The 22,536-nt window shown below is 66.4% G+C and carries 19 protein-coding genes and 1 pseudogene; 3 read left to right on the forward strand and 17 right to left on the reverse strand.

The window, feature by feature from the left end; translation table 11 throughout:
* Nucleotides 1–300: 300 nt before the first annotated feature.
* Complete coding sequence (locus tag KA712_13165; protein ID MCG5053907.1) at nt 301–1,122, reverse strand: PEGA domain-containing protein; 822 nt, start codon at nt 1,120–1,122, stop codon at nt 301–303.
* Nucleotides 1,123–1,679: 557 nt separating this feature from the next.
* On the reverse strand, nt 1,680–1,979 hold the full coding sequence (locus KA712_13170; protein ID MCG5053908.1) for a hypothetical protein: 300 nt from the start codon (nt 1,977–1,979) through the stop codon (nt 1,680–1,682).
* A gap of 383 nt (nt 1,980–2,362) precedes the next feature.
* On the opposite strand from KA712_13170, the gene argH reads away from it, so the two are divergent.
* Both argH and KA712_13180 read left to right on the forward strand, forming a co-directional pair.
* A complete protein-coding gene (argH, locus tag KA712_13175) occupies nt 2,363–3,787 on the forward strand; it encodes an argininosuccinate lyase (protein MCG5053909.1) in 1,425 nt (474 codons plus the stop codon).
* Nucleotides 3,788–3,817: 30 nt separating this feature from the next.
* Nucleotides 3,818–4,462 carry a DedA family protein gene (locus KA712_13180; GenBank protein MCG5053910.1) on the forward strand — a complete coding sequence of 215 codons (645 nt, stop codon included), beginning with the start codon at nt 3,818–3,820 and terminating at the stop codon, nt 4,460–4,462.
* On the opposite strand, the pseudogene KA712_13185 reads toward KA712_13180, so the two are convergent.
* From KA712_13185 to KA712_13250, 14 genes and pseudogenes are all read right to left on the reverse strand, one after another.
* Nucleotides 4,446–5,575, reverse strand: a pseudogene (locus tag KA712_13185) (DegT/DnrJ/EryC1/StrS family aminotransferase). The gene KA712_13180 and the pseudogene KA712_13185 overlap by 17 nt on opposite strands.
* 101 nt (nt 5,576–5,676) lie before the next feature.
* Complete coding sequence (locus KA712_13190) at nt 5,677–7,269, reverse strand: hypothetical protein (GenBank protein ID MCG5053911.1); 1,593 nt, start codon at nt 7,267–7,269, stop codon at nt 5,677–5,679.
* Nucleotides 7,266–8,897, reverse strand: a complete 1,632-nt coding sequence (locus KA712_13195; GenBank protein MCG5053912.1) for a hypothetical protein — start codon at nt 8,895–8,897, stop codon at nt 7,266–7,268. Before KA712_13195 ends, KA712_13190 begins: the two co-directional genes overlap by 4 nt.
* A gap of 78 nt (nt 8,898–8,975) precedes the next feature.
* Nucleotides 8,976–10,652, reverse strand: a complete 1,677-nt coding sequence (locus KA712_13200) for a PEGA domain-containing protein (protein ID MCG5053913.1) — start codon at nt 10,650–10,652, stop codon at nt 8,976–8,978.
* On the reverse strand, nt 10,649–12,082 hold the full coding sequence (locus KA712_13205; protein MCG5053914.1) for a protein kinase: 1,434 nt from the start codon (nt 12,080–12,082) through the stop codon (nt 10,649–10,651). Before KA712_13205 ends, KA712_13200 begins: the two co-directional genes overlap by 4 nt.
* Before the next feature lie 37 nt (nt 12,083–12,119).
* Nucleotides 12,120–13,115 (reverse strand): glycosyltransferase, encoded by a 996-nt coding sequence (locus tag KA712_13210; protein MCG5053915.1) that lies wholly within the window; start codon nt 13,113–13,115, stop codon nt 12,120–12,122.
* 17 nt (nt 13,116–13,132) lie between these two features.
* Nucleotides 13,133–13,510, reverse strand: coding sequence for a DUF2304 family protein (locus KA712_13215; protein ID MCG5053916.1), 378 nt, complete (start codon nt 13,508–13,510; stop codon nt 13,133–13,135).
* 5 nt (nt 13,511–13,515) lie between these two features.
* A complete protein-coding gene (locus KA712_13220) occupies nt 13,516–14,253 on the reverse strand; it encodes a glycosyltransferase family 2 protein (protein ID MCG5053917.1) in 738 nt (245 codons plus the stop codon).
* Nucleotides 14,254–14,306: 53 nt separating this feature from the next.
* A complete protein-coding gene (locus KA712_13225; GenBank protein MCG5053918.1) occupies nt 14,307–15,251 on the reverse strand; it encodes a small ribosomal subunit Rsm22 family protein in 945 nt (314 codons plus the stop codon).
* 19 nt (nt 15,252–15,270) lie between these two features.
* On the reverse strand, nt 15,271–16,293 hold the full coding sequence (locus KA712_13230; GenBank protein ID MCG5053919.1) for a M50 family metallopeptidase: 1,023 nt from the start codon (nt 16,291–16,293) through the stop codon (nt 15,271–15,273).
* A gap of 69 nt (nt 16,294–16,362) precedes the next feature.
* A complete protein-coding gene (locus KA712_13235) occupies nt 16,363–16,947 on the reverse strand; it encodes a glycosyltransferase (GenBank protein MCG5053920.1) in 585 nt (194 codons plus the stop codon).
* 154 nt (nt 16,948–17,101) lie between these two features.
* A complete protein-coding gene (locus KA712_13240; GenBank protein MCG5053921.1) occupies nt 17,102–18,205 on the reverse strand; it encodes a glycosyltransferase family 4 protein in 1,104 nt (367 codons plus the stop codon).
* 47 nt (nt 18,206–18,252) lie between these two features.
* Entirely contained in the window at nt 18,253–19,020 is a 768-nt protein-coding gene (locus tag KA712_13245) for a glycosyltransferase family 2 protein (protein ID MCG5053922.1), read from the reverse strand.
* A 45-nt stretch (nt 19,021–19,065) separates the two neighbouring features.
* Nucleotides 19,066–20,760 (reverse strand): serine/threonine protein kinase, encoded by a 1,695-nt coding sequence (locus KA712_13250; protein ID MCG5053923.1) that lies wholly within the window; start codon nt 20,758–20,760, stop codon nt 19,066–19,068.
* 306 nt (nt 20,761–21,066) lie between these two features.
* Here KA712_13250 and KA712_13255 point away from each other — a divergent pair, with 306 nt between their 5' ends.
* Nucleotides 21,067–21,864, forward strand: coding sequence for a hydroxymethylpyrimidine/phosphomethylpyrimidine kinase (locus tag KA712_13255; protein ID MCG5053924.1), 798 nt, complete (start codon nt 21,067–21,069; stop codon nt 21,862–21,864).
* A 10-nt stretch (nt 21,865–21,874) separates the two neighbouring features.
* On the opposite strand, the gene KA712_13260 is transcribed toward KA712_13255, so the two are convergent.
* Nucleotides 21,875–22,474, reverse strand: coding sequence for a hypothetical protein (locus KA712_13260; GenBank protein ID MCG5053925.1), 600 nt, complete (start codon nt 22,472–22,474; stop codon nt 21,875–21,877).
* Between the last annotated feature and the right edge of the window lie 62 nt (nt 22,475–22,536).

The following is a 22,536-nucleotide window of genomic DNA, read 5'->3' on the forward strand; positions in this document are numbered from 1 at the left end:
CGCCCGCACCGGTAACGTTTAACGAGAAGACGTTGCCCGAAGCGTAGTCTTCAACGGCAACTTCCAGGCGCAACGGCCTTCCGCAATCGAGACTCGCGTCGTAGGTGCGCGACTTGCCATCGCCCTTGCGGGTGAGGGCGATCCTGACCTGGCCACTTTCCGCGCCCTCCTTGCAAGACAGCTCGAGCAGGAGGGTCCCCGGGTTGCAAGACCCTGCTTTCGGGGGCACCGTCTTGTCGCCAGCACACCCCAGGCTCAACCCGGCGATCGCAAGACAAAGGCCCGCAACTTTCGCTCTCATCAGAAGGTCTCCATTCGGTCCACCGGAATAGGACCGGTCTTGGTTTCGCCACCACCGGAGAGCACGACCGCTGCCACGATCCCGGCCACGGCCGCAGCGCCGAGCGCGCCCCAGAACCAGCCCTTCTTGTAGAGCGGCGTATCGCCTTCCTCTCGCTGCGAGCTTGCCGTCAACATGGGGGCCTCTCCGCCTTCCGCTGACATGTCACCGGAGGTCAGGGGCGGAGGAGCCGCGACTTTCGGTTCCAGGCGAAAGACCGCCTTCTGGTATTGACCGCCCTTGACCTCGAGGCTGCGCACAAGCGTGTCGTGGCCTTCGGCGCGCACTTCCACATCGACCAGACCTTCGTCGACCGGAACCGGTGTGGCCAGCGGAAGCCGGCCCACGGTCTTCCCCGCAACCACGACTTCGGCGCCCTGGGGAGAGCCCAGCACCTCGATCCGGCCCACGTGCGACTTCACGGCCTCGATGGACTCCTTGATGATGGCCGCGTTCTTCTTGACCCAGGGGTCCTCCGCCGAGGTCAACGCTTCGCTCAACTTGAAGTCGGCATCGACCCAGCGGCCGATCGCTTGCAGGCATAGGCCCACCTGCGCGGCGGCGCGGGGCGTGGGGTCGAGTTCGTAGGCCCGCTGGAACTTCTCGAGTGCGTCAATGTCTCTGCCCGCCCGCCGCAGGCGGAGCCCTTCCTTGATGAGGCTCTCGGCCGGAGCCTCTTCCCGTGCACCGGCGTGGGTAGGCCACGCGGCGCCCAGGGTGAGGAAAGCCCCAACCACCAAAACCGGCAAGAACCACTTGAGCCGCGTCGCGTCTGCACCCATGGTGGGTCGCACGCTAGCTTACACATGGCGCGATTTCAATGGACATGCGGAAGGCGGGGTTCGTGTGGTCCGTCGTCGAAGACAGGCTCGGTCCCACGCCACCGTGCGCAAAAAAACCGGCGCCGGGAGCCACGCTCACCGGCGCCGGGCCGCATCTGACTGGTTCGGAAGCGCTGCGCAGTGCAGCGCCTAGAATGGGGGCGGAGGCGAGTCGCGCCGCCTGACCGGTTACGCCCTAGTGCTCGCGGGCGGGGGAATTCGAGACAGGAGTGAGAGTCGCTACAGCCGGATGGACGTCCGAAGTCCATACCGGGCGAAGGGGCGGGGAGTTACCTGTGCGTTCACGTTGAGCTTGCGTTTACCCATGTGTTGCGTTCCTCCTTTGTGCGCCAGTCGGTTGCGGCTCTATTCTTCAAAGGTAACCGAGGCCTTCGGGCGAGACCAGGTCAGGCAATCGCCCGCGCGACAATTTACGGACGCGAAACGCGCCGGACGCAAAACGGGGTGCGCGACCGTAAGGCCGGCACCCCGCAATGACGATGATGGAAACTGCGCCTTTACTCGGCCAGCTTGAGCATCTCCTCGAACTTCTTTTTGGCGTCGTCCGTCAGGGTCCACTTGGTCTCGTCCTTGTGGCAGGTGTCACAATCGACCTTCATGCCCTTCTTTTTGGCAGTCTTCGTCATGGTCTTCATGACGGTCTTGGCGCGCTTGATGCCGCCCTCTTTGCAGGCTTTGCCCACCTCGGTCTTTTCGTCCTTGGCGATGGTGCAGTCGTTGTCGCCCGCAAAGGCCGGAGCGGACAGAGCAAAGGCCAGGGTGCTTGCCAACAGGGCGCCGAGTGACTTCTTCAACATTAGGAGATCCTCCCGAAAAGCTTGGAATGGGGATGTGAGAGTTCGACTGAAGGGCCTGGGTGGGGGCTTACCAATCCGGCAGGGCTGTTTAGTAGGTTTATCCGAGACAGCCCCCGAAAGCCAACCTCCGCCACAAGCCCCCCCTGGATACTCGATAGACGGTGCGCCAACAAGTTCCATTCATCGCACATGTGCGAGGAACGATAGAGGAAACCTTCGGCCCGCACGTCCCTCGTAAACAGGCTTCAGCGGTGAGCGCCCGCCCGATCGGGTAGGGGCCTAGTCCGCACTTGGCGGGCGCGACAGCGCAATGCGCCAGTCGCCCGACTTCCCCACGCCTTCGGTCGCCTCGCCTCGTCGAATCGGCTAGTCTGCCGCCCGCCATGAAACACACACCACCCGAGACGAAGGCCGCAGGAGGCCGGGGCGCCCGGTTCTCGCAGGCCATGGATCCGGCGGCAGCCGCTTTGAACGCCAGCATCGACTTCGATCGGCGCCTCCTGCGCGACGACGTCCGGGGCAGCCAGGCGCACGCCCGCATGCTGGCGCAGGTGGGGCTCATTTCGGAAGACGACGCGTCGACCATCGCCCGGGGCCTCGAAGAGGCGGCCCAGGAGATCGCAGACGGCTTGGTGGCGCTGGACCCGGCGCTCGAGGACATCCACATGAACCTCGAACACCGCTTGACCCAGCTCGTGGGGGAGCCCGGCCGGCGCCTTCACACGGCCCGCAGCCGCAACGACCAGGTGTCGACGGACCTCAAGCTCTACACGTTGCGGTCCATCGCCGCCCTGGTGGCAGATCTGGATCGCACCCGCCTGGCCTTGGTGCGTAAGGCGCGCACCCACGCGGCCGACCTCATGCCCGGTTACACCCATCTCCAAAGAGCCCAGGCCGTGACCCTGGGCCACCACCTCATGGCCTATGCGGAAATGTTGCGCCGCGATCGGGGTCGCTTGCTCGACGCCGCCCGCCGCGCGGCCGAGTGCCCCCTGGGGGCGGGCGCCTTGGCGGGCTCGAGCCTGCCGGTGGACCGCAACGCAACGGCGCACAGCCTGGGCTTCGAGGCCGGGCCCACCCACAACAGCCTCGACACCGTATCGGACAGAGACTTCGCGGCCGAGGTGGCGTTTTCGTGCGCGCTCATGCTCGTGCACTTCTCCCGTCTTGGTGAGGAGCTGGTGCTGTGGTCCACGACGGAGTTCGGGTTCGTGCAGCTGGGCGAAGGGCACTGCTCCGGAAGTTCGCTCATGCCGCAGAAGCGAAACCCCGATATCGCGGAGCTTCTGCGCGCCAAACCGGCACGGGTGATAGGCGACGTGGTGGCGTTGCTGACCATCTCGAAGGGCATCACGCTGGCCTACAACAAAGACCTGCAGGAGGCGCAAGAGCCCCTTTACGACGCGATCGAAACGGCCCAGCTGGTGCTGGCCGTGGCGCCGCGGCTGATCGCGGATCTGACATTCAATACGGCCCGCATGCACGAGGCCGCACAAGATCCTGCGCTGGGTGCCACCGACCTGGCAGAGTTTTTGGTCCGCGAAGCGCACGTTCCCTTTCGGCGCGCCCATGAAATCGTGGGGGCGTTCGTGCGCCATGCCGAGAGCCGGGGCGTGCCCCTGCGCGACGTTCCAGAGGCCGAGCTTTCTGAGATCGCCCCGGAGCTTACTCCCGCCGCCCTCGGGGCCCTGGCGCCCGCACAAGCGGTGGCCGCCCGTACACTGACGGGTGGCCCCGCCCCAAGCCGCGTTCTGGCCGAGGTGGAGAGACTCGAGCAAGAGCTCGTGGCTCTCGGTTACGAGATCTGATTACCCCCTTCGACGACGGAGCCCATTGTCATGACGACTGGAACCGAGCTTTCACCCGACGTTGCTGCCCTGCCCGCGAAGCGGCCGCCCCTGCACCGACGCCTCTACAACTGGGTGCTGGCCTGGGCGGACTCGAAACACGCTGGGTGGGCGCTCTTCTTGATCGCGTTCGCCGAATCGAGTTTTTTTCCGGTGCCGCCCGACGTGCTTCTGATCGCGCTGGTCTTGGGAAGTCACCGCGAGGCGTGGCGTTTTGCGGGCATCTGCCTCGCCGGCTCCGTGCTGGGCGGCGTGGCTGGGTACGGCATCGGCATGGGTTTTTGGGAAGCGACGCAGGCTTACTTCTTCAAGATCCCGGGGCTGACGCCCGCTGCCTTCGACAAGATGGCCGAGCGCTACGAATCCTGGGGTATCGCCATCGTCTTTCTGGCGGCGTTTACGCCCATTCCCTACAAGCTCATCACGATCTCGGCGGGTGTCTTCAAGGTCAGCTTCTTGCCGTTTTTGGCGGGCTCGGTCGTGGGTCGGGGCGGGCGGTTTTTCCTGGTGGCTGGTTTGCTCTACTTCTACGGGCCTCGCATTCGGCCGTACATCGACAAGCACTTCGAGAAGCTCGCGCTGCTGTTCGGCGCGCTGATGGTCGGGGGCTTCGTGGCGCTCAAGTATCTGCGCTAAGCGGCAAGCAGCGGGCAAACGACACGACCGCATCGATGACTTGCCCGACCTCTGCCACCGTCATCTCAGGAAACATTGGCAAGGAGAGCACTTCTGATGCCGCGGCTTCCGCATGCGGCAAGCGGGTGCCCGGCGGCACGAGGTGGGAGAAGGCAGGCTGCTGGTGCAGCGGGCGCGGGTAGTGAATGGCATGGGGAACACCCCGCACCGCCAGGTGCTTGGCCAGAGCTTCCCGCTGCGGGCTGCGGATCGTGTACTGCTGGTAGACATGATGAAGCCGCGGGGGCGCGTAGGGCGTAGCAATGCCCAGCGGCCTGAAGGCTTCGTCATAGGCCGCGGCCACACGACGGCGCCCCTCATTGAAGGCATCGAGGTGGGGAAGCTTGGCTCGCAAGACTGCCGCCTGGACGAGTATCGAGCCGGCTGTTCACGCCGACGGTCTCGTGAAGGTATCGTGTGTGCGACCCATGGTTCGCGATCAGCCGACACTTTTGTGCAAGGACGTCGTCGTTCGTGGCCAAGGCGCCGCCATCTCCGAAGCACCCAAGATTCTTTGGCCGGAAAGAAACTGAAGCACCCAAGGTCACCAAGCGTTCCTGCCAGGCGCCCTCCGTACCGTGCCCCCATGGCCTGCGCTGTGTCTTCGATGACGGGCAGCCGATGGTGCGCAGCCAGCGCCAGGACGGGATCCATGTCGGCCATCAGGCCGTAAAGGTGCACGGGAACGAGCGCCCGCGTTTTGGGCGTCATGCGCGCTTCGACCTGCCCCACGTCCAGGTTGTAGGTGCGGGGATCGATGTCGACGTAAACGGGACGTGCGCCCAGGAGCACCAGGGCCTCCACGGTCGCAACGAAGGTGAACGGTGTCGTGATGACCTCGTCGCCCGCTGAAATCCCGAGAGCCATGTACGCGATCTGCAGGGCGTCCGTACCCGAGGCACAACTTACGACGTGACGAACGCCGAGGTAGGCGGCCATCTCGTGCTCGAACGCCGCCACATCCTCGCCGCGAATGAACGCCGCGTTTGAAAGTACGGACGTGAGCGCGGCGTCGATCTGAGGTTTGAGGCTCACATACTGGCGATGTAGGTCCACCATCTTGAGCGCGGTCATCGTCTCTCATTTGTATCACGAGCGGCCTTGCCCGGCCCGGGGCTGACCGAGGCGCGGCTCCTGCGCACGTGCGACAAAAAACGAGAACGAGCGACAGCACCCTACACGGGCGGGAGGCTCGAAAAACGCACGCGCGGCTTACGGCAGGCCCAAGCCCAGGCGGCACCACTGAGCGCCGTTCCAGCCGATAGGACCACGAGGAGAATGAGAGAGGCTTTGCGAAACGGCTTCCAGAACTGGAGCAGCCACCAATCGACCCGCACCTGTGGGTAAGAGCGTGCGATCGGAACGGAGAGATTCGTGTAACGGCTCCACGGGGCCGTAAGCGCAGCTTCAGGCCACGGTGTCTTGAAGGGAACCGTCTTCAACAGCCAGTAGTGGCCCTGAATGGGCTGAAACGCGGGCAGCCATTGGAAGGGATAAAAATCCTCGAAGCAGGGATCGCAGCCCACGGGGCGTCGAACACCCCGCGAGCCCGAGCGGTTGGGATCGCCCAGCCAGTTGTTGCGAGCTTCCTGCGAGATGCGAATGAAGTGATCCCAGTAAAAGGCGTTACCAACGACCTGGACGAACAAACTGACGCCGAAGAGGGTCACGAACAAAGTGGCCCAGGCTCGTTTCGCCCAGCGCGCTGCCTGCAGAACCTCGTCGAGGTACACGACACCAGGCAGGAGCAACGGCGCAACCAGGGGCACCATGTACCGCGGACCCCACGCCCAGTCGCCAGACCACGACTCGAACTTTGCATAAAGGAGGAAGACGGGCGTCACCGTGATCACCAAAATGCCAAGCACACGCGGCTGGAGCCGCCAGACCCGGCGCGCCGCGAAGACAGAAAGCACGAGCGGCGGCGCGTACAGCAGCAGCGAACGACCGGGCGACGCCAAGAGCCCCCAGACGCCTTCCCAGAGTGGCTGCGCAAAAACCGCGGCGTCAACGTTGTAGCCAGTGGAAGCCATTCCCCCAGTGGGCGCAACAGGGCCAAGGCGTGCGCGGTTATGAAGGGCAATGGTCAACGCACCCAAAGCCAAGGGCGCCAAGGCCACTGGAACCAAACTCAAGAACCGCTTCACGTCACGCCGAAGGCGGTAGAGGCAGAAGACGAGCCCCCCTGGCAGCGACAAAGCAAACACCAGCTTCGAGGTGAGCAGCAGTGCCGCCCAGAAACCCACCCGAAAGGCCGTGCCTCGCCTCGGGGCCTCCCCAAACGCCACCAGACTTCCCACGAAGCCCATGAAGGTGGCGGCTTGTACGATCTCGGAGTACGGGCTTCGGGCGTAGACCCAAACGAAAGTTCCCAGGCCCAAAAGCAGTGTCCCGAGGCTAGCGACCCCGCGACGGACGCCGAGACGCAAGCAGGTGTTGAGGAAAAGCACACAGGTGAGCGCGCCGAAAAACGCGGGCCCCGTGTGGCACGTGATGACCTTCGCCATCGACCAGGCACCCAACCAGCGATCGACGATCCACTTGTAGATCATCACGCCCGGCACGTGCGCCAACGACGCCAGGATGGGATGAGGCGCGTAGCTGTAGATGCCGGGTCCCGCAGGGATACCCAGCTCACCCCGAAAGACGATGGACTCCGCCGTGTAGAAGATGAGCTTGGCGTCGTTCCAGGGGATCTCACGGCTGGTGCTCAGCATGTAGAGAAAGAAGAAGAAGCCGAAAACGGCCATTTGATGGCGAGGCTTCATTCTGCCTCCTCAGACGCTCGACCGCCGTGACGACGCCATAGCCACAAGCCGCCCGCCACGAGGCTCATCAACGCCAGCAAACTGGCCACGCCTTTGCCCCAGCGTTTCGGCAAGAAGTTCAGGAACCACCAGTCCACGCGGGCGCGAACGTAAGACTCGTGAATGGGAAACTTCACCGACGTGTAGCGATGCCAGGCGGCGTCCGCTTCGGCCACCTCGGCGGGATCTCCCGCCAGCACGTGGCCAAGCAGCCATGCGTGACCCTCGATGGGATTGAAAGGCGCAAGCCAGATCATGGGATGGATGTCCTCGAAGCAGGGGTCGCATTCGCCCCCGGGCCGCGCGTTCAGCGCCCCACTGCGGTTAGGGACCCCCAGCCAGCCCGCGCGGGCTTGTTTCGCCACGCGAATGTAGTGGTCCCAATAAAGCGATGTTCCCAGCACTTGCACGTAAAGGCCCGCGGCGAGCAGGACCGACGCCGCTGCGAGCACGAGCCGTTGCCGGTGCGCGATCACTTCGTCGACAAAGGCCGCACCCGGCAACAACAGGGCCGGCGTCATGAACACGCAGTAGCGGGGCCCCCACGCCCAGTCACCCGTCCAGTGTGATAGACGCGCCAGGTAAAGCAGGTAGGGAACCAGGGCGGCAGTCAGCACCCAGGTGACCTCGAGCTGGTGGCGCCGATAGAGCGTTCGGAATCCGAAAAAGCTGAGGACCAGGGGGGGGCTGTAGACCAGGAAGCTCTTGCCCGGCGCGAGAAACAGAGACCAAAGGCCCATGAAGAGGCCTTGGCGCATCGGCTGGCTCTCGACCAGGTGCCACCAGTGGCTGAAGGTCCCGTAGCGCAGCCGGCTGTCGAGACACACGAGCACCACACCGCCCAGCGCGAGCGGCAGGGAGGACAAAGCCAGGTGGCGCAGCGCCGATCGGTCCCGTCGCAACCGCCACACCAGCCACAGCGCCACGAGCGGCAGAGCCAGACCCAGCTCCCACTTGCTGTTCACGAGGGCCGCGCTCCACCCGCCGAGCGCGAGCGCGGTGCGTGCGGTGGGCGCCGCGTTCATCCGCAGGGCCGCGAAGACGTACCCGGTAAAGACGAAGGTCTGAACGGCGGGGGGCCAGGGCGAGCGGGCATAGACCCAGACGATGGTTCCGAACGCCAAGGTGGCCGTGGCGACGCCCGCAGACACGCGTCGCAGACCAAGAAATAAACACATCTGTAAAAACAGCCAGCAGGTGCCTGCGGTGAGCACGGCCGGCGCCAGGTGCGAGGCCAATACGAGCAGGTTCTGATCCCCACCGCGCCAGAGCGGGTTCCACAGCGCCTTGAGGAGAGCGCCCGGCACGTGAACGAGCGAAGGCAGGAGGGGATGAGGGCTTTGTGAGCGGCCGTTCGGTCCCACGGCGGCGGGGAAGTCGAGCGCCGTGGTGCCGTCCTGTACGAGCCGCTCGGCGGTGAAGTAAACGTAGCTGCCCTCGGTCCAGGGGCGCTCGCGGCTGGTGGACAGCAGGTAGGCAGCCGACAGAGCCAGTACGAAACCAAAGCTCGCGAGGGCGCGCGGAGACGATACGAATCGCGAAAACACGCGGGCGCGCGGGAGAGACTCGTGGGCGGGGGGGCTCGGCAAACCGGGGGCATGCTGCCCGCCTCCGTAGGGGGCGTCAAGACGCGCAGGGAGTCAATTCGAAAACGGGGGCCGAAGCGTCTAAAAGCGTCCCTGCGCCGAGAGGGAGGGAACGAGCGTGGTGCGTCCTTCGCGACTCTGCACAGGCAACGCAGCGAGGTGCGGTAACCACGAAGGCGCTGCGGCGCTGTTGGCGGTGCGGTTCGGGTCGTCTACGCTGCGTGTCACGAGCCAGCCTGCCACCAGGCCGAGCGCGCCTCCGGCCAGGGCCCTGCGCGTGGTGGTGGGCGTATCCTGGAATTGGCACTCCGATGCCCCCTGGGCACATTCGGAGATCGCGCCCACCAGAGCCCCCGCAAAAGCCCCTGCGGCCACCGTCAGGTCCACGAGCACCATGCGCTGCCAGGAGGGTCCGTACTTCGTCTGATCGGGCAAGTAAGCGCCCGCCAGGCCCACGCCGACGCCCACGTTGAGGCCCAACAGCATGGACAGATAGAGATGGTCTTCGTGGTCGAGGCCCAAGGCGGGAACTGCCAGGGCGCCTGCCAGGGCGCCCATCGCGGCGCTGCTTTGGATCAAAGTGACCCGGCCATAAGTGGGCGCCCGTTCGTCCGTGGCGATGCCGAAGGCGGCCCCCGCGGCCAGCCCCAAAGCGCCGCCGACGAGCGCGCCGGAAAGGTCGGACGACAAAGCCAGTCCCCCAAAGACGCCCTCGAGGGTGCCCACGGCCATTGCGCCGATGCGATACATCCCCTGGTTGTCGGGGATATACCGTGGCGTCAGGCGGGCCCCGATGAGACCGCCGGTCACGGCCCCCACGCCCGCGGCGGCGGTGAGCAGCGAAAGCGACGCCGGGTTGGTGTCTTGGGCACTTCCAACGGGAGCGACTTGATCGGAGACCAGCCCCACGGCGGCGAGTGCACCCGCGAGGCCCCAAAAGGCGATGAGCTCCGTGCGACCGTTGCGCTGGACGTAGTCGAGCCCAAACGAGACCCGCGTGTCCTCACCCGGGCGAACCTCCACGGATTCGCGACGGCTTTCGTGGTGCTCTGCCTCGGCGTAGATCTCGTAGACACCAGGATCCAGGCGCTGGTTGTAGGGGTTCTCGGCCCGCATGCCGCGCACGAAAAGCGTCGCGCGCCGGGGACGTGTGGTCACCACGAGGCGACCCGGCACGGGATCCAGCTTGAAAAACAGAGGCTTCGTCTCGGCGATGCCCACGTCAACGGTGCGGACTTGCGTTTGAAAGTTGGCGCGCGACACGGTCACCTTGTAGGTCCCACGTGGCACTTGAAACTCGTTCGGGGCCTCACCGGTCACGCGTTGACCCGCCCCTTCGAGCGTCACCGCCACGTCGCTCGGCACCGTGTTGATGACCACAGTGCTGGGCCGCCGATCGATCGCGGCGATGCGCAGGCGCGCTGCTTCGGCGAGGGGACCTTCAGGTTCGTGCGCCACGAAGGTCTCGTAGTGGGCCCGTGCGTCTTTCAGCCGCCCAAGGTGGTACTCGCACTGAGCGAGCATGAAGACCACGTCATTGCTGGGAAAGAGGTCCAGCGCCATCTTGAACTCGACGAGGGCTTGCTCGCGATCGCCCGCGTCGAAGAGGCCAAGCCCCGTTTCGTAGTGGTTGCGGGCGCGCTCCCGTGCCGCAGAAGAAAGCTCCGCCGCCATTGCACCCTCCGCGCGGGCGAAGGCCGCGGGCGCCGCCACGACAGCTCCGCAGAACAACCATGCAAGCCAGCGCAGGCGTCTCACGGTGTTCCTCCCTCCTCTGGGGCAGCAGGTGTCTGTTTGCGGCCGAAGATTTTTTCGGACGAGGGGGCCACGTCGTCGCCGATGTATTTGATCTGTTTGCCGGGTGCCAGATCGTCGCTTTCGGCGGGGCTTTTGGGGTTGCCGTCTGCGGGGAGCGTCTTCGAAGGGGGCGGCTGTCGCCGCGGCCGCGCTGACGGGGAAGCGCTGCGGGCATCGGGTAAACGCCCCGGGACCGCGCTGACGGAAGCGCTTCCTGCGTCGAAGAGGGTCAGCGGCACCTCTGGGGCCGCTGGGACCCCTGCGGGTGGGGCCAGAGCGCGGCCAGAGGCCGGGGGCTTCACGGCTCCCGAAACGGCGGGGACAGAAGGCTTCCGGGGCGTTTTTGGGGGGGTTCCCGTACGCGCCAGCGAAAGCGCAAGGCCAAGGCCCAGGGCCAGGACGCCCGCGATACCGAGGTGCCACCGCGGGCCCACGCGCGGCGCCTCGGCAGCGGCCACAGCCGAGACGGGCCGATCGAAGGTGACGTTGGGATCTCCGGTGAGGAGCCGCTCGACGTCGCGCTGCAGGTCCACGACCCTCTGGTAGCGTTCCTCGCGCGATTTGGCGAGGGCCTTCATGACCACGGTCTCGACCGCCACCGGAATTCCGAGCTCGGGCAAAAGTTTCGAGGGCACGATGACCTCGTTGTTCAAGACCTGCGAGATCACCTGCAGGTAGTTGTTGGCCCGAAACGGCACTTCGCCCGTGAGACACTCGTAAAAGACCACGCCCACGGCCCAGACGTCGGCGCGGGCATCGATGTCCTCTTCGCCGCGTGCCTGTTCGGGCGACATGTAAAGCGGAGTACCAAGCAGAATGCCCGTGCGGGTCAGTCGCAGCGTCTCGGGACCTTCGTCGGCGCTTCGCACCGCCTTCGACACGCCGAAGTCCACCACCTTGACGAAGTCTTCGTCACTGCGGCGCACGAGGTAGATGTTCTCAGGCTTGATGTCACGATGGACGATGCCCTTGTCGTGGGCCGCGCCGAGTGCACTCGCCACCTGCTTGATGATGTGCAGACAGCGCTCCACGGGGAGAGGGGCCTCACGCGCCAGGAGCGCCGAGAGCGGCTCACCCTCGAGATATTCCATCACCACGAAAGACCGCGCATCCTCCGTGGTGCCGTAGTCGGTGACATCCACGATGTTCTCGTGGCCGATGGCGCTCGCGAGCCGCGCCTCCTTGAGCAAACGCGCCACCAGCTCTCGCTTTTCGACCAGCCGCTCGAGCAGCACCTTCACGGCCACGCGTTTGCCAATGACGGTGTGGCGCGCTTCGTAGACGGCGCCCATGCCCCCTTCACCGATGCGCCGAATGATCTCGTAGCGCCCCGCCAGCACGGTGCCCACGAGAGGGTCGAAGCTGCCCGGGGCGGCGTCCTGGTCATCCATGAACGGTCATCCTACTTGAATCCTGACTTAGGCATAGTTAGCGCGTGGGGTCACGCAACTGGGCCGCGAGAGGCGCGTAGTAGCCGCGAAGGCTTCGTGGAGCCGTCTCACCCCAGTATTGCGACAACTCATCTGGCAACGATGTACAGAGCCCGTCACGCCAAGCCCGCGCCAGCACCAGGGCCCATCTCGGGTCAAGCCCTCCGGGTGCCCCCTTGGTCGCGCCCCGGGCACGGACCGGGCACACATAGGCAGCGAATCGCAAAAGTGTGAAGGGAAAGGTGAACAGGGCATGTTTCCGGCCTCTCAGGCTCCGCAGGATCCACAGGCGGTTGCGCTCGACCTGATACAGCTTCAAGGGGCTTCGGCGCCCTGTGCTCTCCGAGAACTCGTGTACCCCCCGGGCCTCCGGGCAGAACGCAACCACCGCGTTCATTCTCCGAACCTTAATTCCCAACGCAACGTCCTCCATGTAGAGGAAAAGAGACTCAGGGAATAATGCTGCGCCGCCAAGCTGGTGCCAACGCCCCTTGCTGACCGCGAACAGCGCCCCTGAGGGCGCCAAGGGCCGCGCAACCCGCACACTGACGGCTTCGGGCATGTGCCCGCGAGCCTCGTCGATGCCCAAACCGTCGAATGTCAAAGAAAGACCATGAGCGTTCACCCTTGCCTCAGCGTCGGTTAAAAGACCGCCAACCAGAACGGGAGCAGGGTCACTCACGAACCGGTTGGCCAGCTGTCGGATGCAGTCAGGCGCCAAGGCAACGTCAGGGTTGACGACCACGATGATCTCGGCGCGACTCTTCGCGAATCCGCGATTGACGCCAGCCCCGTAACCCAAGTTCTGGTCACATTCATCTACTTCGATTCGAAGACTCGTGAATGGAGCCAAAGCGGCTCGATCGAAGGCACGAGGGCCGTTGTGCCAAAGGTAAATCACTCCGATGTCTTTTGACTGCAGCTCCAACGAGCGGAGCAGGGGAAGAAGCAGGTCTGGATTGCCGAAACTAACAGTCACCACATCCGGCTTCATCGATTCACTCCGACGGCTCACTCGCCTCCGGAGCGAGCGCTCCGGGAGAGTCGTTCCACCTTCTCCTGAAGCAGGGCCAGGTCCTGTGTCAGGGTGATCGAGCGCCTCTCGAGGCGAGAAAGAGAAATCAGACTCAAGAGGTGCACGAAGGTCAGCGTGCCCAGGCCGACCGAAAAGAGCAGATTCGCCGGCAGCGTAAACCCGAGAATCGAGACGATCTCGGGCGCGAAGTGGAGCAGAAAGAACCCAGCTCCCAGCCCCAACATCAAGAGCAAAAAAAGCAAGCTCGCCTGGAGCGCGAGGCGGCGCTTGAACACCAAGTAAAGGATCAGCAGGGCGAAGCCGATGCAGATGGCACCGAAGGCTGCGTACCTTTCGAGCTCGCCTCCTGTCACGTGCGTCAAGCCTCGCGACGCTCCAGATGGCGAGACACCGTCAACATCAACGAGATACTCACGCAGAGCATGTAGTGAGCGACCCTCAAGCCAAAGATACTGCTCAATCCACCCTGCCTTGGTTCCATGTGCACCTGTACTTCCACGAGAGTCAGCCCCGCGGCGCCAGCAATCGCCAGCGATTCGGGCTCGGGGTAGTCGTAGGGGTAAACCTCGTCGAAGAGCTGGAGGGCGCGGCGACCGAACAGCCGAAAGCCCGACGTGGGATCGACCACCTTGATGCCGGCGAAGAGCCGCAGCAGGAACGAAAGCCACCCGATGCCCACGCGGCGCAGACGGGTGCTTTGAAAGCCCACGCGCTCGAGAAAACGCGAGCCGATGATGAGGTCGGGCGCGCCGTGGGTGTCGTAGGCGTCGAGCAGCTTCGCCAGCTCGTCGGGCGGATGCTGGCCGTCTCCGTCGATCTGGGCTGCCCAGTCGTAGCCGTCACGGGCGGCGAGGCGCAGGCCCGTTTGCACGGCGGCCCCAATGCCCAGGTTGTGGCTGAGGCGCGCCACGCGGGCGCCCCGGGCACGGGCGATGGCGGCGGTCCCGTCGACAGAGCCGTCGTCGACCACGAGCACGTCCAGCTGCACCCGGTCGCGCAGGGTCGCGGCCGCGCGGTCGAGCCTGTCGAGCAGGCGTGGCAGCGCCTCCTCTTCGTTGAGGCACGGGACGATCACGAGCAGCTTGCGACGGGACATCGGGCGCACCGACGCTAGCGCACGAAGCGCCAGGCGCCAAACCGATCCGGCGCTCAGGCCCGCGAGGAAGGCGCGACCTGCGTCACGAGCGCGTCAGGCCCGATACGCTGCCCGGTGCCGCTGGGCGTGGCCTGGGTGACGCGGCAGAGGCGGCCCCGCTCGAGGCGCAAGAAGGCTTCGTTTTGGCTTGTGACGTCGCGCGTCTGGAGCTCGAAGGCCGTACGCCCCTCGAGCCCACAGCCAAACCACTTCGTACGGCCCTTTTCCTTCTTGAGGTCACTCACCACCCGAAGCCAGGTGGGATCCCGAGGGGCGGTGCCCTGCGGGGCGATGACCAGGTACGAAAAATCCGCCCGGGTGTTCTGCGCCCGGGGCGCGCTGTCGTGGCACCAGTCTCGCGGATGGGCCAGCGCGGGACAGGGCGCCTGGGTGAGGCAGGGGGCCACGACGAAGGCGCCCGCGGCAACCAGGTGATCGCGCACCTGCAGCAGCGCGCGCGAGGTCTCCTTGAGGGCGGGCTCGATGATGAGGAGGTGCCCCTCGGGGGCCAACCAGCTGGCCAGCCAGGACCGCACACGTTCCGCCCGCACCGAGGGCTCGTGGGAGGCGAACTCGTTCAAGAGGTGGGCCGCGACGATGAGGTCGAAGCGCCCGCGCACGCCCTCTGGCAGGCCGGAGCGCGACAGATCGGCCACCACCGTGATGCCGGGGCCGGCGACCCGGTCCACCGTCACCACCTCGAGCCCGGTTCCGAAGCGCGCTCTCAGGGTGTGCGCCACGATGCCCGTGCCGGCGCCCAGGTCCAACACGCGGCGGGGCACGAGACCCGGAACGTGCAGATCGAAGATCCGCGTGAGCATGGCCGCCGTGCGCGGCGCAATCTCGGCGGCATAGTCCGCCCTCAGGCCGGCGTCGGCCAGGTAGGGTGTGCCCACGAGCGCACGCGGGCCTACCAGGCCCTCGTGGATGCGGGAGCGGCGTTTTCCAGGGGCAGACATGAGCGCGCGACGACCGCCGTCAGCGCGTGAACAAGCCGACGATGTCGTTGAAGGTCACGACCACGAAGACCCCGAGGAGCAGCACCAGCCCCACGAAATGCACGGCCGCCTCGGTCTTGGCGTTGACGTCCCGCCGGCCGAGCGAACCGAAGATCAGGAACAGCACCCGCCCGCCGTCGAGCGCCGGGAAGGGCAGCAAGTTGAAAAGACCCAGGTAGACCGAAAGCATGGTCAGAAGATCCAAAAACTCGAGGGCGCCGTTGTCAGCCGCTTGCTTCATGCGTTGAGCGATGCCCACGGGTCCCGACAACGCGGCCTTTTGTTTGCCGGTGACCATCTGCCACAGGCCGTCGAGGATGCGTCCGGAGAGGTCCACGGGCACCATGACGGCCAAGCCCACGGCCTCTGCCAAGGGCAAGGATTGATGCAGGCTTCCTCCGCCGATCTGAACGCCGATACGGTAGGTGCCGTCCTGGGCCGCCGGGGTCACCGTGATGACCTGCTCTTTGCCGCCCCGCTGGATCTTGACGGGCACGGGCTTGCCGCCCGACTGCGCGATCACGTCCGTGATCGGGTTGCGCACGGACACGGGCTTGCCGGCCGCCTCCACGAGCTCGTCCCCGGCCTTGAAGCCGGCGGTCTCGGCCGGTGTGCCCGGCATGACCTTTTCCACCTTGAGCGACGGCACGCCCCAGTAGCCAAACATGGCAAAGGCCAGGAACACCGCGGTGATGTAGTTGGCAAGAGGTCCTGCCACCAGCACCGCCAGGCGCATCCACCGGGGACGGTTCGGGTAGACGTAAGGGTCGTCCCGGTCGAACTCCTCGTGCGGGTTCAGGCCCGTGATCTGAACGAAGCCACCCAGGGGAATGGGTGCGATCTGGTAGATCGTATCGCCCTTCTTGAACGAGGCGATGGGCTTGCCAAAGCCGATCGAGAACCGCTCGACGCGCATGCCGCACAGGCGCGCCACGATGAAGTGGCCCCACTCGTGAACGACAATCAGGAGGGCAAGGCCCAGGATCGCAATCAGCAAAGACACAGTAGGCAATCCTAGCAGCCGGTCATTCCACCGACCAATCCGGGTATCAGGCTGCGCGCGATCCTGTCCTCAGAACCGCGGCAGCGGCAGTGGCAGGCGGCGCAGGGGGGCACGAAGCGCCGTGGCCAGATCGGACAGCACGGAGCCCGTCTTTCGCTGTCCCACGAGTTCGAGGGCTAAACCGGAGGCCTCGCGCTCGAAGCGGCGCTCGAACGCCAAGCATTCACCCCGCGCCCGCGCCACGGCGGGAAGACAGGGCAAACGGCGCGCCACCACGTAACGGGACCGCAACACCACCGCGTCGCGGCCGGCGTCGAGGCGACCCAAGGCCCAGCCGAGAGGCGCCCAGGTGAGCGGCCGGTTCTGGGTGGTGGCCAAGATCACCGCCGCACCCTGCGCTTCGGCCATGCCGCGCACGAACGCCCGCCCGGCGACATCGCGGTACACAACCCGCAACTGGGGGAGCTGCCGCTCGAGGAGCTTGAGCACGCCCAGGCTGTTGTCGCGCGAGCCGTCGTTCACCGCCACGATCTCGAAACGCAACCCCAAGCCCGCCATGTGGGCCGCGAACGCCCGGATGTCGCTGCCAACGCTGTCTTCCGCGTCGGAAACTGCCAGGACCAGGGAAACGTCGATCTGGTGGCCTTGAATCATCGTCACTCCTTGCGGCGCGAGGGGTCGCCTTTGGAAGGGAGTTTGCATCAGCCATGCCGAGACCGCTGCTTCGTGATTTCAGGTGTTTAGGCCCGGAGAGGCCGAGCAAGGAGCGTATGTGGGTGCGCGCTTGCGCACCTGGGTGCCACCTCGACTACGCAGTCTCCGTGTTTCGGGCGCGTAAAACACTACTCAGAACGCATCGCAGCATCCGGGCGTCACCAGGGGGGAACGTAAAGACCCCGGGCTCGGAGCGAAGGTCGGCGAGGCCTCCCGTATGGGCCACCACGAGGGGTGTGCCCACGGCCAAAGCTTCCCGCGCCACGAGCGGCATGCCCTCGGTCCGCGAGGCTGAACCCGCGCGGGGGCCCGGAAGCGCGCGGCTCGGAACGACGCACACGGCGGCTTCGCGCAGCGCCGCCGCCACGGTGGTGGGTGAAACGGCACCCGGAACGGACAGCTCGACACCGAGCCGGGTGGCCAGAGTCTGCAAGCGGGGCGCTTCGGGCCCCTCCCCCAGGAGGCGTACGGGGGGCCGTTCGGGCAGGGGCAGGCCGCCCACTGCTCGCAAGAGAAGGTCGAACCCCTTGATGGGAACCAGGCGGCCCACCCCAAGCACCCGGTACGCCCTCGGGGGGGGCGCAGCGGCGCGGGCGAAGAGCTCTGCGTCCACCGGCATGGGCGCCACGTCGAGCGGCACCCCGGCGGGCCAGGTACCCAAAAGTTCGCGCAGCTGCCGGGCCAAAGGCGCGGAGACGCACACCACGCGCTGGCAGCGCGGTACGATCCATCGGGCCAACGCGGCCCCCCCGGGCGCGGCCCGTAACCACGCCAGGTCTCCCGAGTGTACGAAGCTCGTGTGCGGCAAGCCTGGCGCCGCCAGGGCCACGGCCAGAGCAGAGGGCACCATCCAGTGGCTCTCGACGCCCCCCCACCCCGGCGACCGGCTCCGGATGGCGTCGACGAGGCGGTACACCACGCCCAGGGCTTCGAGGGCGAGGGCCCCCCGCGCCAGGCCCGAAGCCGCGTCCCAGACCTCGGGGGCGCCCGGGCCGCTGAAGAGCCGTTCGCCCCCCACGCGGAAGACCGAGACGCCCTCGACCCTGCCCGCACCTTCCGGAAGCCCGCACGCAATCACGTCGGGCACCGCAGGATCGCATGTCGACCTTCGGCGCAGCTGAGTGAGCACGAAGCGGCCGGCCCAATCCCCCTGCCGGCGGGGAAACGAGCTCGTCACGACGCCGAAGCGGCGGTTCACGTGGCGGGAAGCTTTCGGTCTTGGAGCCTTGCGCCCATGCCGGTCCCTTAGAGCTCGGGGCTGAGGGTCGATGCGCGTGCGGGCGCGGTGCGCCCCGAGAGCCGCCGCAGCAGCCGGCGGCCGAGGCCACGTCCCAGCAGCCGCAGGATGGGCCACGCCACCTTGTGGGGCCGAATGCCCGATCGCCACGTGGGCCCGTAAACAGGGCGCACGGGGACGTCCGCCACCCGAACGCCCGCCAGGGCCAACCTGACGAGCACGTCGTTTGGGTAGCCGTAGCGGGGAAACGTGGGCTCGCCCAGGATGACGTCCAAGGCCTGGCGGCTCGCCGCCGTGTAACCACACTGCGAGTCGAAGACATGCCACAGCCCCGAGCACACGCGGGTGAGGTGCGAGAGGACCAGGTTTCCGCAGAGCCGCGACAGGGGCATTTCACGGTAGACCCCCGGGGCAGCGAAGCGGTTGCCCTTGGCGTAGTCAATCCCCGCCACCACGGCCTGCACCAGGTGGGGAAGGTCGCGGGGATCCATTTGCGAATCGCCCGCCATCACCGCCGTAACGTCGGCCCCGAGAGCCCGCGCTCGCTCGTAGCCGGTGACCAGAGCGGCGCCCACCCCCCGGTTCCCTGCGTGACGGATCACCTCGACCCGCGGATCGGCGACGCCGCCCGCCCGCAGCGACGTCTCGTCACCGCTCGCGTCGTCGACGACGATGACGTGGTCCACGAAGCGCGGGATGGACGCCAGGGTGCGCTCGATCTTGTCGGCTTCGTTGTAGGCCGGAACGACGACGGCAACACGGCGCTGCGAGAACATGGGACGTAGAGGGCGGGGGCACGAAAGCGAACGATGACGACCCCGTCAAAGAGCCAACTCCGCCTCCGGGGCTGCCTCGCGCCTCCCGCCGCCCGCCTTGGGGTCTTTGCGTTCAGGCTTCGATTCGCTGCGCCCCGAGGACGACGGGCGCCGTCCCTGAGACCGCGTGGACTCGGCCTCGTTGCCCGTGGGCTTGACCGAAGGCATGGGTTGCGTGGGCATGTCGGGCACCGCAGGGCGGGTCCCGGAGCCCACGGTGGGGCGCAGGCTGGCGAACACCTTGAGCGGCGGCCGCACGGACTTGGTGACGTCGTCGTAGCCTTCTTTTCGAAGGACGAGCTCCGTAGGTTCAGCGGATTTCCAGTCGATGTTGGCGACACAGGGAGTCGTGCAAAGCATCTTGTTCGATGTTTTGTCGAACACGTCCGCGCCCCCCGGAATCGAATCGACTTCGATCTGCAAAGGCCCGTCCTTGATGGCGGTGCCGCCCGTTCGATAGATCACCTTGGGTTGGGACAGGTTGCGCACGACCACGATCCCCCCCGCAAAGCCCGCGACCGCAACGATGAGGACCATGCTCACCAAAAAGCCAGGTCTTTTGTAGGCGGGCTGGGCCGCAAGCGCTGCAGCCTGCGCGGCCTGCTCGGCCAACGACGAGCTGCCGGACGCGCTCACCGAGACCGAAACCGGTGGAAGCGTCGGGGAACGAACCTGCAGGGTGTAGGGCCGCGAGCTCGACGCGGGCATGCTTTGGCTCACACGCACCGAGCCGGTGTTGGTCTGGCGCCCGTCCTGCGGCGCCTCCCCCGGAAAGAGATCGCGCATGAGCCCCGCCAGGTGCGTGGGCTGAAACCGGGAGGCATGGACGATGTCGTCGAGGGCATCTGCCATCTCGCCGCCCGACTGAAAGCGGTGGTCCGCGCTGCGCGCCAGCGCCTGGAGGACGATGGCGTCGAGCTCGGGCGGGCACAGGGGGTTTTGCAGTGAGGGCGGAGGCACCTCGCACTGGCGCACCCTCTCGACGGTCTGCAAATCGTTGTCTCCCTTGAAGAGGCGGCGCCCCGTGAGGATCTCGTGCAGCACGATGCCGGTGGCGAAGATGTCGATACGGCTGTCCACCTCGTTGCCCCGGGTCTGCTCGGGCGCCATGTAGGCGAACTTGCCCTTGAGGGTTCCTTTCTGGGTGCCCTCGTCTGAACCTTCACCGCCCAGAGCCTTGGCAATGCCGAAGTCGAGCAGCTTCACGGACCCCTCGAACGACAGCATCACGTTCGAGGGCGACACGTCCCGGTGGATCATCCCCATGGGCCTGCCGTCGTCGCTGCGTAGATGGTGGGCGTAGTCGAGGGCGCGACACATCTCGCGGCCCACGTAGGCGACCAGCTCTGGCCGAGGGGGACCTACGCGCGCCCACAAGGTGCGCATGGTTTCAGCCAGATCACGGCCTCGCACGTACTCCATCGAGATGAAGTACTCGCCGTCCACCGAACCCAGCTCGAACACCTGCACGATGTTCGGGTGGTTGAGGCGGGCCGACATCTTGGCCTCCTCGATGAACATCTTCGTGAAGGTGGGGTCGTCGGACAGATGGGGCAGGATACGTTTGACGACGAAAATGCGTTCGAAGCCAGCGGGCCCCTGGACGCGCCCTTTGAACACGTCCGCCATGCCTCCGCGCCCGATGCGCTCGAAGAGGGTGTATTTGCCGAACTGAATCGGCTGAGGAAGGACGACGCCCACGGCCGTTTGATCTTAGCCCAGAATATCAGGAACTTCCCTAACCACGCGGCTGGCGTGCCGGGACCGGCTCGAACCATATCAGCGAAGCGCGGTCGAGCCCAGGTTTCACACGCCCCTTTTCGAGGCCAGCCCCGCGAAACCCTCCTCACGCGGAGCCACGCTTTGTCCCACGGGGCCTTACCCCACACCCCTTCCGTCCACGGCGCGGCTGGAACGCAGCGGCCCGGGTCGAGGAGGGCCTGCAACAAAACGGCGGAGGCGCGGCTTCTTCGAGCCAACGGCCCCCGCTTCCAGTAAAAGGACGCGGTGTCAGTGGCAGACCACCTTCATCTCATTGCGATTGGCGGGCTCGACCCGTCGGGGGGCGCCGGCATTTTGCGTGATGGGCTGACGGCACGGGCCCACGGCGCGTCCTTCCGGCTGGTCGGGACGGCTTGGGCGGAGCAGTCTCCCCTGCACGGCGTGCAGGCCATCAACCCCCGACCCGCCGACGAGCTCCAGCGCGCCATCGGCTTGGCCCTCAAGGAAGCGCCACCGGGCCGCACCGCGGTAAAAGTGGGCATGGCCGTCAATTCGAGCCTGTTGCGGACGATTGCCAGCGCCCTCGAGGGCTTCGGGGGGCCCGTGGTGTTCGACCCGGTGGTGGGCGCGACGGCGGGCGGTGCCTTGTTCGATCCCGGTCCGGTGAACCTGCGTCAGGCCCTGGCCCCCCTGCTCGCGCGGGCCTGGGTGGTCACGCCGAATGTCCGCGAGGCCTCCCTGATTTGCGACCGCCCCGTCACGGAGGTCGACGAGGCCGTGTGGTGCGGCCAGGTTCTGGCCAACCAAGGCGCCCGGGCCGTGGTGATCAAGGGTGGCCACCTCGTGACGTCGTCCGTGGTCGACGTGCTCGTGCACGCGGGGCGTACCCACAAGGTGGAGGGGGAGCGCATCGCGGGCCCGAACGTGCGGGGGACCGGCTGCTCGTATGCCACGAGCCTGGCGCTGACCTTGGCGGAAGGCAACGCGCTGCCCGAGGCCTGCGCCAAGGCGCAAGCCCACGTGGTGGCGGGGATCCGAAAGGCACGCCAGGTCGGCCCCGAGTGGCACCTCGGCCACGTGTGAGCCCGGTGAGTCAGGGTGCGTCCGGCAGCTCGAGCTGCACGAGAGGCGCTCGGCGGACTGGCAGAAGGGCGATGTGGCGTGAGGGATCCAGGCTGCGCATGTAGTAGTGGCCCGCGTCCTTGTCGCTCGACCAAAGGGCCGGCTCACCCGCCAGCTTCTTGAAGCCCACCCAGACGGTGTCGAGCCCCGCGAGGCCGGTCACCCCTTCGAGATCGGCGACCAGCCAGCGCTGGCGGCCCACCTCCCAACCAAAGCGTGTGCCCACCTCTTGGGGGCCTTGATGGAGAGGCTCGCCCGGGCCGTCGAGCGGCGACGAACGGTACACGGATACCTGAAACGTGCCGGCCGCGGCGGGGCGGAACCACAGGCGCCGGGGTCGGCCCGCACCCGCAGGAAGATCGAAGCGCACCAGCGCCTCGTAGGCACTGTCGGGAAACGACAGCACACTCTCGGCCTGGCCGTTGCCGTAGCCAAGCATGACCCGCGGGCTGTCGAGCACACCCGGCGCGTGCGGGGCGGACGCGCAAGCCCCAAGACCCAGGAGCGCCAGCCGAGCCCAGGCCCGCAAGGGACGTCGCGTGCGCCCACAAAATGCCACCACCTCGTTCATGCGCCGAGATTACCCCACCGAGCTCCTGGGGGAAGCTGCGTCCCTCTCCGTGCGCGCACAAA

This window comes from Myxococcales bacterium (assembly GCA_022184915.1).
Lineage (GTDB): Bacteria > Myxococcota_A > Polyangia > Fen-1088 > Fen-1088 > JAGTJU01.

What these genes read in the sequence shown, in the direction of transcription:
- KA712_13165 (MCG5053907.1), bottom strand. Translation starts at nt 1,122, where the DNA reads ATGGGTGCAGACGCGACGCGGCTCAAGTGGTTCTTGCCGGTTTTGGTG.
- KA712_13170 (MCG5053908.1), bottom strand. Translation starts at nt 1,979, where the DNA reads ATGTTGAAGAAGTCACTCGGCGCCCTGTTGGCAAGCACCCTGGCCTTT.
- argH (MCG5053909.1), top strand. Translation starts at nt 2,363, where the DNA reads ATGAAACACACACCACCCGAGACGAAGGCCGCAGGAGGCCGGGGCGCC.
- KA712_13180 (MCG5053910.1), top strand. Translation starts at nt 3,818, where the DNA reads ATGACGACTGGAACCGAGCTTTCACCCGACGTTGCTGCCCTGCCCGCG.
- KA712_13190 (MCG5053911.1), bottom strand. Translation starts at nt 7,269, where the DNA reads ATGAAGCCTCGCCATCAAATGGCCGTTTTCGGCTTCTTCTTCTTTCTC.
- KA712_13205 (MCG5053914.1), bottom strand. Translation starts at nt 12,082, where the DNA reads ATGGATGACCAGGACGCCGCCCCGGGCAGCTTCGACCCTCTCGTGGGC.
- KA712_13210 (MCG5053915.1), bottom strand. Translation starts at nt 13,115, where the DNA reads ATGAAGCCGGATGTGGTGACTGTTAGTTTCGGCAATCCAGACCTGCTT.
- KA712_13220 (MCG5053917.1), bottom strand. Translation starts at nt 14,253, where the DNA reads ATGTCCCGTCGCAAGCTGCTCGTGATCGTCCCGTGCCTCAACGAAGAG.
- KA712_13225 (MCG5053918.1), bottom strand. Translation starts at nt 15,251, where the DNA reads ATGTCTGCCCCTGGAAAACGCCGCTCCCGCATCCACGAGGGCCTGGTA.
- KA712_13235 (MCG5053920.1), bottom strand. Translation starts at nt 16,947, where the DNA reads ATGATTCAAGGCCACCAGATCGACGTTTCCCTGGTCCTGGCAGTTTCC.
- KA712_13245 (MCG5053922.1), bottom strand. Translation starts at nt 19,020, where the DNA reads ATGTTCTCGCAGCGCCGTGTTGCCGTCGTCGTTCCGGCCTACAACGAA.
- KA712_13260 (MCG5053925.1), bottom strand. Translation starts at nt 22,474, where the DNA reads ATGAACGAGGTGGTGGCATTTTGTGGGCGCACGCGACGTCCCTTGCGG.